We start from the raw sequence: 14,030 nt of genomic DNA, 5'->3' as shown, positions 1-14,030 counted from the left end.
GCCAGCCGCGAGGTATTTTATGGGTTTGGTGCAGACGTTTCGTTTTGCTTCAGCACCCAGAACAATTCATGGCGTCTGACCGCTTTGCGGAAGAATTCGTTCTCGCCATAAACCGCTGGCGCACGACCGGCGAGCAAACGCTGGATGATGCGCCGCAGGCGTCGCTTGAACGGCGGCGGCGGTTGCAAGTCGTGCATCATGCCGAGCGCCATGGCTTTGTCGCGCTGCTGCTCGATGGCCAGCGGCAGGCAGCACGGCTGCATCGCCAGCGTCGCATCGAACGCCGGAGGCAACGCGATGCCATTGCCGGCATTGCCCATCGGCCAGCGATCGTTGTCATGCAAATGGTTGGCGTAACCGAGCAGGGTTGGCTGCCAATCCAGACCTTGCAGCGCTTCCAGCACCGCTTCCTGCGCGCAGATGTGGTCCGGGTGCGGATCGAGCGTCGGGTGCGGCAATACGATCACCTCGGGACGTGCGCGCAGCAGCACTTCGCGCAGATCGGCCAGCAGATTGTTCCAGGTCGGCGCACCGTCGGCGTCGCCGGGCAAGGTAAACGGGTTCATCTGGCGAAACAGCCGCGTGTCGCCCAGCTCCGCTTCGCGCGAGCCCATCGGTTGCGACGGCGCCGCTTTCATCGCCGCCAGTTGCAGGCAGAAATAACCCAGTTGCACACAATGCTCTTGCGGCACGCCGGCCCAACGCGGCACGGCAATGCTGTCCCAGGCGCGCAAACGGCCCTTGAGGCGCGCCGCTTCGACCTTGTTCAGGCCCATCTGCTGATAGTGTTCGGCTTCGATTTCGCCGGCGGTCAGGGTGACGATCCAGGCTTCACTGGCCTGACTGTACAAACCGTAGGCCGCCAGTTCCGCATCGTCGGCGTGGGGCGCGATGACCATGACGCGCTCGCGGCGGTAATCCGCTTGCTCGAAAGCCCACAGCACCGGCTCGCCGAACACCTTGCAGAAGCGCCCGCGCAACCGCAATTGGCCCTGGGACAAGACGTGCGACTGGCCGCTGAGGTTCAGATAACGCAGGCCGTTGACGCCGCGCTCGAAGGTCTGTCGATCCGGATTATTGCCGCCGAGCAGCTCAACCACCGGGTCGAAAAACCGCCCCAGCCATGTGCTTTTGATCCGCAGCGCCAACACCAACGTCGCGTCATCGACCAGCATCACACCTTCGTCGAGGCGCAAATGCTCGCCGTTCAGATGCACCTTGGGCCGCTGGGTGTACGGCGGAAAGCTGTATTGATAATCGTCGGACGGCGCATAGAACAGATGGTCGGCGAACCACGCTTCGTGCGCGATCCAGCCGAGGATCGCCAACACCAATGGCAGCCACCAGGCCACCAGCAGGCCAATCACAACCAGCAACACCAGCGCGATCAGCAGGCCGACGCGCTTGTTGCGACGATGACGCTTGAGCAGTTGCTGTTTGCGGCTCATGGGCGGGCTCATACGGTGAAGACCGGCACAGGATTGCACCAGCGGTCCTTGTATTCACGGTCGGCGCGACCGAAGGAAAACCGCAGCGGTTTATCCAGCGCTCGCGCGTGTTCCCAGGCGCTTTGCGTATTGATGAAACTCAACACGCTGCCGGGACTGAATTCGCGGGTTTCAGGGTCGACGCCGCCATTGATGTATTCGACGCTGATCCACTCTGGCGCCTCGACGCGGTAGACCAGTTGAATGGCAATCGGCGCATCGTTGAGGAAAATCACCGAGCCGATCAGCAGTTCGCGCAGCAGCTCGATGACCTCGCCCATGCGCGCCGCGCCGGTCGCCGGGAAACCCCAGCGACGCTGAAACAGATCGCAATAGATCGCTGCCAATTCGGCGCTGGAAAAATCGCTGACTGGCCGCACCACACCGCCCGCTTCTTCCAGCAGGCGCAGTTCGCGGCGCTGGTTGTAGCGAAACTTTTTCGACAGTTCTTCGGGGGTGCGGGCCATGGCCAGTTGTTCGGTCTGCAACTTGATGCCAGTGAAGCGGCCTTCGTTCAGCGCCGACAGATAACGCCCGCGATGGCGTAAAGGTGCCTGGGCATCAGCGGCGGCCGGCAGGATCAGCTCGGCGTTGCCGAGGTCGAACAGGCCTTTTTTGCCGCGGCGTTTGAGCACGTCCTTGGACAGTGCGAGGTCGCGGCCCCAGGTCGGGATCGCGGCTTTGACTTCACCGTTTTGCTCCCAGGCCAGGTAGCGCACCGGGATACCCGCGAGGGCGGCCAAGCGCTCGACGACGAGCGGATGGGTGGCGACGCTGCCGCCAAATCGCTGCCAGGCAGCCGCATAAGTCGGGGCGTCGACCGACGCCCAGCCACGCTCGCGCCAGCCTTGAAATCGGTTGAGCATCAGCCCCTCTTTGCCAGTTCGGTAACGTGTGGCAAACGCCAGAAAGCATCGCCGACTGCGCGGTCGCTGAAGCGCTCACGCAAGCGCTCGAGCATCAGCTCGGCGCATTGGCGACGTTGTTGCTCATCCATCGCAGCCAGGTGCTGCAGCCCTTGGGCCAGATGTTCGGCGTCGCCCGGCGGGAACAGAATGCCCACGCCTTCGACGACTTCTTTCGCCCCGCCGCATGCGGTGGCGAGTAACGGCACGCCAGCGGCCATCGCTTCGAGCAGCACCATGCCGAACGGTTCGTTGTCGGAACTGAGGGCGAACACATCAAATGCGCGGAAATACAGCCGGGCTTCGGGCACCTGGCCGAGGAACATGACGCGATCGCCTATGCCCAGCTCGCGCGCGAGTTCCTTGAGATCGTGTTCCAGCCGACCGATACCGAGAATCGCCAATTGGCTGTTCGCCGGCAAACCGGGCAATGCCTCGGCAAAACCGCGCAGCAGCGTCGCCTGATCCTTGTCCGGGTGCAGCCTGCCGACATTGCCGACCACCCAGGCATCGGTCGAAAGACCCAGATCCTGGCGGGCGACATGCGCGGACAGGTGACTGTCCTGCAGGGCTTGCACATCGATGCGGTTATAAAGCGTCTGAATTCGCGCAGCCGGCCATTTCGGCAGGCAACTGCGGATGTCGTCGCGCACCGCATTGGAAACGCCGAGCAGGCTCAAGCGTTTGTGGAAAAAATTCGCGAAGAGTTTGCGTGTGCGGCGTTCGTAGTCGTCGAACGCGTGGTGCACGCCAATCACCGGCAATGCGGTGCCGAGCAAGGCTATGTAGATCGGCTTGAAGCGGTGTGCGATGCAGAAACTGAAGTTGCGCGAAGCGGCGATCTTGCGCAGATCGCGGATCGCGCCCAGCTTCAGGCCACGGATGGCCTTGGAGCGGTATTCCATGAACAGCACTTCGTCAGAAGCGCAGCTCGCGGCGACTTCACTGTCGGCGACCCCGGTCAGAAAAACCGTGGTCACCCGATAGCCAGTCCCCGCGAACAGAGTGGCGTACTGCCGGGCACAGTCCAGAAACGGCCCGTCATAGCCGTGACAGAACTGCAGCACATGGCGTTCAGCCGAGCGTGTCATAAGCCTCCGCACCTTCTTTGACCACCAGAATGTCTTCCATGATCAAGTATTGCAGGTCAGAGCCAAAGAACATGTTCAACGCATCAGTCGGCGAACAGATCATCGGTTCGCCACGACGGTTGAGCGAGGTGTTCAGCGATACGCCGTTGCCGGTAAGCACTTCCAGCGCTTTCATCATGTCGTAGTAACGCGGGTTGTATTCGCGCTTGAGCACCTGCGCGCGGGACGTGCCGTCCTCGTGGACCACTTCCGGTACGCGGGTTTTCCATTCCTCTGCGACTTCAAAAGTGAAGGTCATGAACGGCGCCGGGTGATCGATCTTGATCATCTGCGGTGCAACGGTGTCGAGCATCGACGGGCAGAAAGGCCTCCAGCGCTCGCGGAACTTGATCTGGTGGTTAATCCGGTCAGCGACGCCGGTGGCACTCGGGCAACCGATGATCGAGCGACCGCCGAGTGCGCGCGGACCAAATTCCATGCGGCCCTGGAACCAGGCGACCGGGTTGCCATCGACCATGATCTTGGCGATGTTTTCCGGCATGTTCTCAAGCTTGCGCCAGGTCGGTTTGCTCGCGTGACGGGCGCACGCGGCGATCACGTCTTCGTTGCTGTACGACGGGCCGAGGTAGACGTGTTCCATCTTCTCGACCGGTACACCACGGGCGTGCGACACATATGCCGCGGCGCCGACCGCAGTGCCGGCATCGCCGGACGCCGGTTGCACGAACAATTCGGTGACGTCGTCACGGGCGATGATTTTCTGGTTCAGTTTGACGTTCAACGCACAGCCGCCGGCGAACGCCAGTTTGCCGGTTTCCTTGAGCACGTCGCCCAGGTAGTGGTCGATCATCTGCAGCGAGATCTTTTCGAACAGCGCTTGCATGCTCGCCGCGTAATGGATGTACGGCTCGTCAGCGATGTCGCCTTCGCGCTTCGGCCCCAGCCACTCGATCAGCTTCGGCGAGAAGTAGAAACCTTTGCCCTTCTCTTTATAACGACGCAGGCCGATGACGTTGGCGTAGTCGGTGTTGATCACCAACTCGCCATTTTCAAACGAGGCCAGGCGCGAGAAATCGTACTTGCTCGGGTCGCCATACGGCGCCATGCCCATGACCTTGAATTCGCCATCGAGCATTTCGAAACCGAGGAACTCGGTGATCGCGCCGTAGAGGCCGCCGAGCGAATCGGGATCGAAGAATTCCTTGATCTTGTGGATCTTGCCGTTTTCGCCGTAACCGAAGAAGGTCGTGGCGTACTCACCCTTGCCGTCGATGCCGAGGATCGCGGTTTTCTCTTTGAAACCGGAGCAGTGGTAAGCGCTGGAGGCGTGAGCCAGGTGGTGCTCGACCGGTTCGATCTTGATTTTCTTCGGGTCAAAACCCAGCTGCTCGAGGCAGAACACGATCTTGTTGCGATAGCGCTTGTAGCGACGGTTGCCCATCAGGATCGCGTCGAGCGCGCGGTCCGGGGCGTACCAGTAACGCTTGGCGTAGTGCCAGCGCGCTTTGCCGAACAGGCTGATCGGGGCAAACGGGATCGCGACCACATCGACATCGGACGGCTTGATGCCCGCCTGCTCGAGGCAGAACTTTGCCGATTCGTAAGGCATGCGGTTCTTTGCATGTTTATCGCGCACGAAGCGCTCTTCTTCCGCCGCCGCGACCAGCTTGCCGTCGATGTACAACGCTGCGGAAGGATCATGGCTAAGGGCGCCGGACAGGCCAAGAATCGTCAATGCCACAGGGGTCTAGCCTCTTTAGTCTGCATGCAGGCGACAAGCGCCTCAAAAATTAATGTGCCCTCGCAAGCAGCGAGAGACAGCTAAAGGGCGGGATTATAGCGTAAAAGCACCGGTAAACCTCTAGCGGCATCTGGCTGGGTCTCGCGTTGACAGTCAGAAGAACTCAACATAGACTCTTGCGCAAACGGACTGGGGGATCCCGGTCGGCGCATTGGCCTTGGTGAATTTCACCGAGGCTTTTCGCTTTCTGGCACAGGGAAAATCTTTAAACCCCAATCTTCAAAGTCCTCCCCAGCCTTGCTGCGGCCACCACGACAGTAGAACTTGCGTTTGAGCACATCAAACGCTCGATTGTCCTGCCCCGCCCTCAAAACGCTCATACCAATCGGCCTCGCAACAAGATCTGCAAACTGCAGGCCAGTAGAGTTTGCCTGTTTGGTGGCAAAGACGAGCTCAAACGGCAGCGAAATGCCTATCCGGTTCGAGCCACAGCATAAATGGCGAAACTCCAGCGCAAGCTCTCTATCCTCCCTCTTTCCCCGGCGCTCGAATATCACGTGGGTCAACGCACTCTGCTGGTTCTTTTCCCCTAAAAACTCATAAAGCGCTTCCAGGCAAAAGCCGAGCGCCACGTGGTAGGGATTGTGAACGGGGCCGTGTATTTTTTGCAGGGAGGCTTTGTCGATCACGCAACTGATCAAGACAAAATCGCTTGTATCGATAATGCGGGTCAATTCATCGAGAAACCCATGCTTGTGCTGTCTGGACTTGAACAAATTTTTGAAGGCTCCCTTTTCTTTTCGGATCTCCAATTCGTGCAGACCAATGAGGTCATGCCCCATGTGGGCGAACTTGAACTTCTGAAGTGCCGGGATAACCGCTTCGCAATAATGCCGCTTATGGAAAACACAAAACGCGAGCACGAAAACCGGATAGTTTGAGTCCAGTTTTTGCATTCCATGATCGCCGCTCTCGTCGACATAAATGATGAAGTCGCTGTACCTCGCAGTCGGTGGTGCAGGCTGGTGCGATGCAGAATCCGCGTCGTCGGTCTTTTCATAAGTAAGGGATCGTTGAGGCAAGAGAGTTACCCACGACCCGGACGCCAATACACCGCGATATTCCCATCCGCTGCCTGCCGATAGATCGTGTACGGCAACACCACTGTGTCCAGAACCCCTGACAGGCTTAAATCCAGCAAAACCAGCGGCACCAGAACGCCAGTGGGGTCGGGTGGTGCATTGAGTACGCAAAAACCGTAGGCGAGGCCGCTGTAGATGCGCGGAATCGATTGGCAGTAGGTTTTTTGTTTTCTGAGGCTGCGGGCGGCGTCGGCGTCGTCTTGCAGGACCGTGACGGCGGTGCCGCAGCCGGTCAAAAGCACTGAAAGCGTAACCAGCAGGAGCGCTATTTTGATCATCTGAATTTGCCTGTCGGAATCGTCAGACAAGCTAGCACTGGGGTTACTCAGGGCACAGTTCACGGGGTCTGCAGATCATGTAGGACATTTCACTAGAATGTGTCCTCCGTTGGCAGACCGGGTTTTGTGTTGGCTCGGTGGGCCCTATCGCGAGCAGGCTCACTCCTACAGGAAACGCATTCCAAGTGTAGGAGTGAGCCTGCTCGCGATGGGCCGCAGGCCCGATTCAGCCAGCGCTGGCGATGTCCTTCGGCAAACGCTGATCAATCACTTGATACAACGCGCTGCCCGGCGGCCAGTTGCGCATGAACCGCGCGCGATCCCGCGCATAAGCCGGGGCGAAGCTGCTGGCCGAGCTGTGCTGACACATCGAATCGAGGTCGATCAGCGCCCAGCGATCGTTGTGCCAGAACAGGTTATGGCCCTTGAAATCGCCATGGCTGATGCGTTCGCTGATCAGCTCGGCGAACAGATGATCCAACGCCAGCAACTCGGCCTCGGGCGCCGCGCCACTTTCGACGTACGGCGCAAACCGCTCGATGATGTCCGGGCCGGGCAAGTATTCGGTCACCAGATAAGCTCGGCTGCGCAGCCACAAAAATCGCTGCTCCAGCAACGCCAACGGTTTTGGCGTAGCGATGCCGAGGAACGCCAGGCGATTGCCCTCGCGCCACGAATGCCAGGCCCGGCTCGGGCGCCAGAAGCGTTTGAGCCAATGGGCAAAACCCTTGATGTTGTAACGTTTGATGACCAGAGTGCGCCCGGCCACTTCAACCTTGCCGACGCTCGCGGCGCCGCCGGTTTTGTACAAGTGGCCCTGATCGAGCAAGGCATCGGCCTGCTCCAGCACCGGCACCATCGCGGCTTCTTCCTCGCGACGAATCGCCCGCAAAGCAAACGCGCCGCGCTGGACGCTGAACAGCGTGCATTCGCGCCCGCATTTGATCAGGAAGTCGCGTAGACGCCAGCGCCGAACCTTGTCGATCTGCTTCTGCAAGGCTTCCATCGGCAACGCATGTTCGCCGTTACTGAGCAGGTAATAGACCAGCAATTCTTCGGTAAATGGTTCCAGCGACTTCGGCAACTGGGCGAAAAACACCCCGAGGTTTTCCAATACTTTCTGCCGCGACAACGGCTGGCCCGGCGTTTCAGCACAGACGCCGCCGCCGTCGATCAGGTACAACCGCCCGCGCTGACGCAGCAGATTGTCCAGGTGCAAATCTTCCTGCCACAGCCCTTTGCGATGCATTTGGCCGATCGCGCCCAAGGCTTCGGCGAGCACCGCGCCCTGCATGTCGGCGAGCACCGGCAAGTGTTCGACCCGTTTCCAGGTTTCGCCCAGACTCTCGGCGCCTTCGAGGAAATCGAACAGCAGCCAACCGCCCTCGCCGTCCTTCAAGCCATCAGCCAACAGCAGCGGCGTGGTCAGGCCCTGCGCGGCGAGCAAGCGCACGCCGTCCAGCTCACGTTGGAAGTGCCGCGCGGCTTTGCTGCCGACCAGCAATTTGGCCAGCACCGGGCGGCCACGCCAGACACCGGCACCGACATAACGCTGGCCCGGCAGCACGCGCAACAAGCTGAGCAATTGCAGATCGGCCGGCCCGGCGGCATCGGCCAGCGAAATGTTGATTGGCAAAGTCGGGCTACGGCCGGCGTCCTTCAGTTCGGACAAACGCATCAGCGCGTCTCCTTGTGACTGCGGCGCGCGGTGAGCCGCGACAGCCAGCTATCGACCAGCGGACTGTCGACGGGTTGCTCGACGTAACTGGCCAATAACTCGCGCAACTGGCTTGGCGTCCACTGCGGCGCACGGCGCACCAGCGGCTCCAGATCCTTGGTGCGGTCGCGTTGACCGAACAACAAGGGCCGAGTCTTTTCCAGATCGATCAACTGCGCCTCGTAACCGTCGCCGCTCGCGCGCAGGAAAATATGCTTGGGGTAAAAACAGCCGTGAACCTGACGCACGCCGTGCAGGCGTCGCGCCAGTTGTCCGCAGGCACGGAGAATTGCCGAGTGCTGCGCGGCGCTTAAATCAGCCCAGCGCTGCAACAGCGAATCGAGGTCATCCCAGCCGTCCAGCGCGCGGGTCAGGAGGATCGCGCGGACTTCGCCAGCGACTTTGCGCTCGCCGAAAAACACCGCTTGCAGCGCTGGAATGCCCATCTGCTGATAACGCGAAATGTTGCGGAATTCGCGGGCGAAACTCGGTTCGCCGAACGGCGCGTGCAAAGTCCGCGTCAGGTAATTGCTCTGGCGCTTGAGGTAAAACCCCTGCCCTTCCAGATCGAGCCGAAACACGCTGCTCCAGCCACCGCCCGCCGTGTTGGGTTCATCAACTGCTTCGAGCTCCTTGGCCCACAGCGCGTCGAACGTGCCGAGACCGTGGCGCTCGAGGAGCGCGCGGTCTTCAGCGGCGAGGAAATCAGTCATTCGCGGCCCTCGAAAAATCTCAGCACGTGGCGGATCCGTTTTTTGTCGGCGGCATTGAGCCGAGGCCGTTGGCTGTATTGCAGGTAAAAGCGCAGGCGCTGGGTCGCCGACAAGTGATACTTCGCCACTTTGTCGAGGCAGGCCAGGTCTTTGGTGATGCGGTACTTGAGCCAGAACCCGCGCCAGAAATCGCCGTTCGGGCAATCGATCAGGAACAGTCGGGCCTGATCGTCGATCAGCAAATTGCGCCACTTCAAGTCGTTATGGGTGAAGCGATGGTCGTGCATGGTCCGGGTGTAACCGGCCAATTGCCGACTGACCGCATCGACCCAGGCGCGGTCCGCCAGTTTCGGGTCATTGCGATCAGCCAGGGCCGACAGGTCTTCGGTGTTCGGCAGTTCGCGGGTGATCATCGCGCCACGATCGTACGCCGCGCCGCGCCGCTCCAGGCCCCACGCCACCACGTCAGCGGTCGGGATGCCCCACTTGGCGAAGCGCTTGAGGTTTTGCCACTCGGCTTTCACCCGCGGCTTGCCCAGATAACGACGCAGGCCTTTACCGGCGCCGACGTAACGCTTCACGTAGTAATTGACGCCGTTGCGCTTGACGCGAATCAGCTCGGACAACGGGTCCCACGTCATGCGCTCGCCCTGCAGGGCAAACACCGCGTCGAGGTTGCCGAAGTCTTGCGCCAGTTCGCTGTAAGCCGGGTCCAGCTTCCAACCCGGCATCAGAGCGCATCCCCGTAACGCTGTTTGCGTTCGTAGAGCTTGTTGGCCTTGCCTTCGAGCCAGCTGAGCAAGCCGGCTTCTTCGCCGAGAATCTGCCGCAGCGGTTGCTGGAAGTAGCCTTTGAGAAAACGCATCTTGTCGCGTTGAGTCAGGCCAATGTCCAACGCCGAAAAGTACAACGCCGCCAGATCCTTGTTGCGCCAGCGCTGGTTGATCTTCGGCCGGGTCTGCGCGCGGTGCAGGTCGATCACCGAGAGTTTGAAGTCCTCGGCAGTCATCGGTTTGTCGGTGTGCAGCAGAAAGTGGCAGATATAGCAGTCGCGGTGGTTGACCCCGGCGCGGTGCATCATGCCGGTCATGCGCGCGACTTCGGCGATCAGCGCGCGCTTGAGTTTCGGCTCCGGCGGGTTTTTCACCCAGTCGATGCTGAAGTCTTCGAGGCTGATGGTCGGCGCCAGTTCTTCGGTGACGATGAACGAATGCTGATCCGCCGGGTTGCTGCCCTTCTCGCCATAGGCGACGGCGGTCATGGTTGGCACGCCGACTTCCTGCAGGCGCTGGATGGCTTTCCATTCCTGGCCCGCGCCGAGCACCGGCAGTTTGGCGGTCAGCAGATTTTTGAAGATTTCGCCCCAGCCAATGCCGCGGTGGATTTTCACGAAAAATCCGTTGCCGTTCACTTCGGTGCGCAAGGTCCGGCGCGCTTCGAGCTCGCGGTACACCTCGCCCTGCAAGCCTTCGACTTCGGCAAACGGATCGCGTCCGGCCCACAGGCTTTTGAACGGTTCAGCCAGCATCAACTTCATTAAGCGTGCTCCGCCAGAATCACATCGGCCGCGTGCTGCGGCATGCTATAGAGGTCGGCCGTCTCGGCGAAGGCCAGACCGTTGCGGCTCCAGGCCGCCCGTGCATCTGCGTCGTTCAACATGTCGCTCAGATAGTGCGTGAGTTGCGCCTGATCGAACGGCTCATCGAGCACCAGCCCGGCATCGGCCTCGGCGATGTAATGGGCGTAACCACACACCGCACTGACCAGCACCGGCAACCCGGCGACCAGCGCTTCAAGCAGCACGGTGCCGGTGTTTTCGTTGTAGGCCGGGTGGATCAACAGGTCGGCGCCCAACAGGAAACGCGGGATGTCGCTGCGGCCCTTGAGGAACGTGACGTTGTCGCCGAGCCCTAGCGTGGCGCTCTGCATCTGGAACAATTTGGGGTCGTCCTGGCCAATTACAAACAGCCGTGTGCGTTTCTTCAGATCAGCGGGCAAGGCGGCCAGCGCTTTGAGGCTGCGATCGACACCTTTGGTCTTGAACCCGGAGCCGATTTGCACCAGCAGCAGATCGTCGTCCTTGAGTGCGAATTCAGCGCGGAACTCGGCGCGAATCTGCGGCGCAATCGGCGGCGCGCGACGGTCCTGGGAAATCCCCGGCGGCAGCAAATGAAAGCGTTCCAGCGGCGTGTCGTAATGCTTGATGAACAGCGGCTGCTGCACCTCGGAAATCATCAGCACTTCGGTTTTGGCGTCCTTGGCGAACACCGCACGCTCGTACTCGGCGAAGTGCCGGTAGCGGCCCCAGCGCCGGTACAGCGAATTGCGCAGGTTTTGCGCCTTGTCTTCAAAGCAGCCGTCGGCGGCGTAATAAACGTCGAGGCCGGGCATTTTGTTGAAGCCGATCAGGCGATCGACCGGACGTTTGGCCAGATCGGCGGCCATCCATTCGCTGAGTTTTTCGTTGCGCCGGTGATTGAAGAACGCCTTGACCGGCGCCACCAACACTTCGAAACCCGGCGGCACGTCACCTTCCCAAATCAGCGTGTACACGCGGATCTGGTGTCCGCGCTGCTGACATTCGAGAGCAATGCGCATGAAATCGCGCTGCAAACCGCCAAACGGGAAATATTTATAAAGGACAAAAGCCAATTGCATCAGCGCAGCTCCTCAGCCAGTAACAACGTGCTCAGTCGGCTGGCGACACGCTGGGGATTCAGACGCGTGAAGCACAGGGGCCACTCGCGTTTAAGGTCAAACTGACGGGCGTCTTCGGCCGTCGGTTGATAGGTGCATTTCTTTTGCATGCACGGCGCGCACGGGAAGTCGCTGGCGATGTGAATCTGCGCCTTGCCGTAAGCGCCGGTCAGGCCCGGGTTGGTCGGGCCGAACAGCGACAGGGTCGGCACGTCGAGCGCGGCAGCGAGGTGACCGAGACCAGTGTCGACGGCCACGCACGCCTGCGCGCCGGCCAATACTTTGCCGACCCCGGCGAGATTGAGTTTGGGCAGCACTTCGGCATGTCGGAAACCGGCGGCAATGCGCTCGGCGCGGGCCTTCTCGACCGGGTTGCCCCACGGCAATTTCACCGCGACGCCGAGGTGGCCGACGCGTTCGGCGAGTTCACGCCAATAGGCTTCCGGCCAGTGTTTGGTGTCCCACGTGGTGCCGTGCAGAAACAACACGTAAGGATTCTTGCGCGGCAATTCGACCAGGCGTTCGACGTTGAGGCCGTAATCGCCGAGGCCCTTGGGCAAGTCGTAACCCAGCGCCAACGCGAACAACTGACGCACGCGCTCGACCGCGTGCTGGCCACGGCCGACGGCGAGGCGGCGCGAGTAAAACCGCGAAGCCATCGGCTCGCGCGCCGAATCCTTGTCGAGCCCGGCCACCGGGGCCTTGACGTAACGGGTCAGCCAGGCGCTTTTGAGCAGGCCCTGGGCGTCGATCACCAAGTCATATTTCGTCGCGCGCACGCTTTGTTTGAAGCGTTTCCACTCGCCGCTCTTGATCGTCTGCCAGATGTTTTTGCGCCAGCGGCGGATCGCCACCGGGATGACTGTGCCCACTGCCGGGTGCCAGGTCGGGATTTCGGCGAAGCCTTCTTCCACCACCCAATCGAAGGTGATGCCGGGGATCGCCCGCGCCGCGTCGGTCAACGCTGGCAACGCGTGAATCACGTCGCCCAGCGAGGAAGTCTTGATCAACAGAACCCGCAAACTAATTGACCTCGACCACAGTGCCCTGCAACCGCTGCAGGGCTTCGTTGACCGGTTGCGGCATGAGCTGGCGCAGGCAGTTGTAATGGCCGAAGCGGCAGGTGCGGTCGAAACACGGGCTGCATTCGAGGCCGAGCCGGACGATTTCGACCTGTTCGGCCAGCGGCGGCGTGAAGCCCGGCGAGGTCGAGCCGTACACCGCGACCAGCGGCCGGTTCAGCGCGGCGGCCACATGCATCAGCCCGGAATCGTTGGAAACCACGGCGTCGGCGCAGGACAGCAGGTCGATTGCCTCGGCCAGCGAAGTGTCGCCGCTGAGGTTGACCGATTCTTCACGCAGGCCGGGAATCAGCCGCGCGCGGATGTCTTCGCCGACCGAGTGATCGTTTTTCGAGCCGAACAGCCAGACTTGCCAGCCTTCGCGAATCTTGGTTTCGGCGACTTTGGCGTAGTGCTCGGACGGCCAGCGTTTGGACTCGCCAAACTCGGCGCCGGGGCACAGCGCCAGCACCGGACGGTCGAGGCTCAGGCCGAATTTGCCCAGCGCCGCTTCGCGGGTGACCGGGTCGATTCGCAGGCTCGGGCGCGGATAGGGTTGCGGCAGTTCGGTGCCCGGTTCGTAGGCCAGGGCCATGAAGCGCTCGATCATCAGCGGGTAACGTTCTTTATCCAGCGTGCGCACGTCGTTGAGCAGACCGTAGCGGAATTCGCCGCGCCAACCGGTGCGTTTCGGGATGCCGGCGAAGAACGGCACCAGCGCCGATTTCAACGAATTGGGCAGCAGGATCGCCTGGTCGTACTGGCCGGCCAGGGATTTGCCGATGCGCCGACGGGTCGCCAGCTCGAGGGCGCCGTGGCCGAGCGGGAAGCTCAAGGCCTGGCGCACTTCGGGCATGCGCTCAAGGATCGGCCGGCTCCACTCGGGGGCCAGCACGTCGATTTCGCATTGCGGGTGGCGCTGCTTGAGGCACTGAAACAGTGTCTGCGCCATCACCATGTCACCGACCCAACTGGGCCCAACGATCAGAATTTTCATGTGGTTTCCAAAAACGAGCCGGGGAGGCATACGCCTCCCCGCCTCGATAATCACTGCAAAAGCGGGCCTGCCTGCGATGGGTCATCACCTTCAACATGACTGTCGACTGTCACTCCGCTATCGCGAGCAGGCTCACTCCTACAGGGGATTGTCGGTGTTGCCTGAATTTCTATTCCGCAGGGGTGTTCGTTGCTGCATATA

13 protein-coding genes are annotated in these 14,030 nt (G+C 61.1%); all 13 read right to left on the bottom strand.

What is annotated here, in order from left to right; genetic code table 11:
- Window positions 1-17 precede the first annotated feature (17 nt).
- A complete protein-coding gene (locus tag FBY12_RS19960) occupies window positions 18-1,448 on the bottom strand; it encodes a PIG-L deacetylase family protein (protein WP_145255223.1) in 1,431 nt (476 codons plus the stop codon).
- A gap of 8 nt (window positions 1,449-1,456) precedes the next feature.
- Window positions 1,457-2,353, bottom strand: a complete 897-nt coding sequence (locus tag FBY12_RS19955) for an antimicrobial resistance protein Mig-14 (protein ID WP_145255220.1) — start codon at window positions 2,351-2,353, stop codon at window positions 1,457-1,459.
- On the bottom strand, window positions 2,353-3,483 hold the full coding sequence (locus FBY12_RS19950; RefSeq protein WP_145255217.1) for a glycosyltransferase: 1,131 nt from the start codon (window positions 3,481-3,483) through the stop codon (window positions 2,353-2,355). Before FBY12_RS19950 ends, FBY12_RS19955 begins: the two co-directional genes overlap by 1 nt.
- Entirely contained in the window at window positions 3,467-5,224 is a 1,758-nt protein-coding gene (locus FBY12_RS19945) for a carbamoyltransferase (RefSeq protein WP_092274275.1), read from the bottom strand. The genes FBY12_RS19950 and FBY12_RS19945 overlap by 17 nt, the downstream gene beginning before the upstream one ends.
- 227 nt (window positions 5,225-5,451) lie before the next feature.
- Window positions 5,452-6,306 (bottom strand): DUF3800 domain-containing protein, encoded by an 855-nt coding sequence (locus tag FBY12_RS19940; protein WP_145255214.1) that lies wholly within the window; start codon window positions 6,304-6,306, stop codon window positions 5,452-5,454.
- Between the two features lie 5 nt (window positions 6,307-6,311).
- Entirely contained in the window at window positions 6,312-6,644 is a 333-nt protein-coding gene (locus FBY12_RS19935) for a YceK/YidQ family lipoprotein (RefSeq protein ID WP_121732847.1), read from the bottom strand.
- Between the two features lie 226 nt (window positions 6,645-6,870).
- Window positions 6,871-8,322, bottom strand: a complete 1,452-nt coding sequence (locus tag FBY12_RS19930; RefSeq protein WP_145255211.1) for a lipopolysaccharide kinase InaA family protein — start codon at window positions 8,320-8,322, stop codon at window positions 6,871-6,873.
- On the bottom strand, window positions 8,322-9,074 hold the full coding sequence (locus tag FBY12_RS19925; RefSeq protein ID WP_145255208.1) for a lipopolysaccharide kinase InaA family protein: 753 nt from the start codon (window positions 9,072-9,074) through the stop codon (window positions 8,322-8,324). The genes FBY12_RS19930 and FBY12_RS19925 overlap by 1 nt, the downstream gene beginning before the upstream one ends.
- Entirely contained in the window at window positions 9,071-9,805 is a 735-nt protein-coding gene (locus FBY12_RS19920) for a lipopolysaccharide kinase InaA family protein (protein WP_121732844.1), read from the bottom strand. Before FBY12_RS19920 ends, FBY12_RS19925 begins: the two co-directional genes overlap by 4 nt.
- Window positions 9,805-10,611, bottom strand: coding sequence for a lipopolysaccharide core heptose(I) kinase RfaP (gene rfaP, locus FBY12_RS19915; RefSeq protein WP_145255206.1), 807 nt, complete (start codon window positions 10,609-10,611; stop codon window positions 9,805-9,807). The genes FBY12_RS19920 and rfaP overlap by 1 nt, the downstream gene beginning before the upstream one ends.
- Entirely contained in the window at window positions 10,611-11,732 is a 1,122-nt protein-coding gene (locus FBY12_RS19910; protein WP_145255204.1) for a glycosyltransferase family 4 protein, read from the bottom strand. Before FBY12_RS19910 ends, rfaP begins: the two co-directional genes overlap by 1 nt.
- Window positions 11,732-12,793, bottom strand: a complete 1,062-nt coding sequence (waaC, locus tag FBY12_RS19905; RefSeq protein WP_092274300.1) for a lipopolysaccharide heptosyltransferase I — start codon at window positions 12,791-12,793, stop codon at window positions 11,732-11,734. The genes FBY12_RS19910 and waaC overlap by 1 nt, the downstream gene beginning before the upstream one ends.
- A gap of 1 nt (window position 12,794) precedes the next feature.
- A complete protein-coding gene (gene waaF / locus FBY12_RS19900) occupies window positions 12,795-13,829 on the bottom strand; it encodes a lipopolysaccharide heptosyltransferase II (RefSeq protein WP_145255202.1) in 1,035 nt (344 codons plus the stop codon).
- Window positions 13,830-14,030 lie beyond the last annotated feature (201 nt).

The sequence above is a fragment of the Pseudomonas sp. SJZ131 genome, from assembly GCF_007828705.1.
Taxonomy (GTDB): Bacteria; Pseudomonadota; Gammaproteobacteria; order Pseudomonadales; family Pseudomonadaceae; genus Aquipseudomonas; species Aquipseudomonas prosekii.
This window is presented reverse-complemented; position numbering and strand designations above follow the sequence as displayed.

Coding starts and splice junctions, on each gene's coding strand:
- FBY12_RS19960 (WP_145255223.1), bottom strand. CDS start 1,448: ATGAGCCGCAAACAGCAACTGCTCAAGCGTCATCGTCGCAACAAGCGC.
- FBY12_RS19955 (WP_145255220.1), bottom strand. CDS start 2,353: ATGCTCAACCGATTTCAAGGCTGGCGCGAGCGTGGCTGGGCGTCGGTC.
- FBY12_RS19950 (WP_145255217.1), bottom strand. CDS start 3,483: ATGACACGCTCGGCTGAACGCCATGTGCTGCAGTTCTGTCACGGCTAT.
- FBY12_RS19935 (WP_121732847.1), bottom strand. CDS start 6,644: ATGATCAAAATAGCGCTCCTGCTGGTTACGCTTTCAGTGCTTTTGACC.
- FBY12_RS19930 (WP_145255211.1), bottom strand. CDS start 8,322: ATGCGTTTGTCCGAACTGAAGGACGCCGGCCGTAGCCCGACTTTGCCA.
- FBY12_RS19925 (WP_145255208.1), bottom strand. CDS start 9,074: ATGACTGATTTCCTCGCCGCTGAAGACCGCGCGCTCCTCGAGCGCCAC.
- FBY12_RS19920 (WP_121732844.1), bottom strand. CDS start 9,805: ATGCCGGGTTGGAAGCTGGACCCGGCTTACAGCGAACTGGCGCAAGAC.
- rfaP (WP_145255206.1), bottom strand. CDS start 10,611: ATGAAGTTGATGCTGGCTGAACCGTTCAAAAGCCTGTGGGCCGGACGC.
- FBY12_RS19910 (WP_145255204.1), bottom strand. CDS start 11,732: ATGCAATTGGCTTTTGTCCTTTATAAATATTTCCCGTTTGGCGGTTTG.
- waaF (WP_145255202.1), bottom strand. CDS start 13,829: ATGAAAATTCTGATCGTTGGGCCCAGTTGGGTCGGTGACATGGTGATG.